1 protein-coding gene is annotated in these 1,158 nt (G+C 70.0%); it reads right to left on the reverse strand.

What is annotated here, in order from left to right:
* Positions 1-120: 120 nt before the first annotated feature.
* A partial coding sequence (locus ETD83_RS41900; RefSeq protein ID WP_171064758.1) for an MMPL family transporter occupies positions 121-1,158 on the reverse strand: 1,038 nt, incomplete at its 5' end.

A 1,158-nucleotide genomic window follows, 5' to 3' on the forward strand; every position in this document is an offset into this window, starting at 1 on the left:
ACTCAAACAACGCTGGCGTGCCCTGCAGCACATCACCCTCAGCCCCAGCCGGATCGGCGATATCGCCCGTGCCGCCCTTGTCCTCAACAAAATCTGGAAGTGATCATCACTGAGAAAACCTCACTGAGCCGGTGTTTTATTCGCCTTTACCTTAGTGGGGCCTTCGTCGTCCGTCCGGTCTGATCTGGGGTAGGTGGGCCACCAGAAGCGGGGGCCTGTGTCCAGGGCCAGGGCGGGGACGATGATTGAGCGGACGAAGAAGGTGTCCAGGAGGACGCCGAGAGCGACCAGGACGCCGATCTGCACCATCATCGTGACCGGCATGACGCCGAGGACGCCGAACGTCGCGGCCAGGACGAGTCCGGCGCTGGAGATGACGCCGCCGGTGACGCCGAGGCCGCGCAGGACGCCGGTCCGGTGGTCGGTCCGCCGGACCTCCTCGCGGACGCGGGCGACGAGGAACAGGTTGTAGTCCACGCCCAGCGCGACCATGAACAGGAAGCCCATGAGCGCGACCTGCGTGTCCAGGGCCGGGAAGTCGAAGGCGTACCGGAACAGCAGCCAGGACGCGCCGAGGGCGGCGAAGTAGGACGCGACGACCGTGCCGATCACCAGGATCGGGGCGACCAGGGCGCGGAGCAGCGCGATCAGGATGAGGAACACGACGGCCAGGACCAGCGGGATCACGACGCGGCGATCGTGGGACTGGGCGTCGGCCAGGTCGATCTCGCTGGCCGTGCTCGCGCCGATCGTGGCGTCCGGGATCGTCCTGCGGAGGTCGCGGACGGTCTGCTTTGCCGCCGCGCTGTCCGGCGGGTCCACGAGGACGACTTCGAGCCTGGTGAGGCGGCCGTCCTTGGACGGTTGCGGGCTGTCGACGCGGGCGACTCCGTGAGCGTCGCGGAGGGCGGCGGTCACCTGGGGGGTGTCCGGTTCGCTGGCGATGACCTGGAGCGGGCGGCTCTGGCCGCCGGGGTAGTGCTCGGTCAGGAGGCGCTCGCCGACCGTGGAGCCGGGCGTGTCGGTGAGGAAGTGCGCGCGGTCCAGGCCCGTGCTGATGCCGAGGGCGGCGGCGGACAGCGCGCCGAGGACGGCCAGGCCGCCGACCCAGACGAGGCGGGGGTGGGCCGCGATGCGGTGGCCGACGCGGTCCCATGC

Source organism: Actinomadura soli (genome assembly GCF_005889715.1).
Taxonomy (GTDB): Bacteria; Actinomycetota; Actinomycetes; order Streptosporangiales; family Streptosporangiaceae; genus Spirillospora; species Spirillospora soli.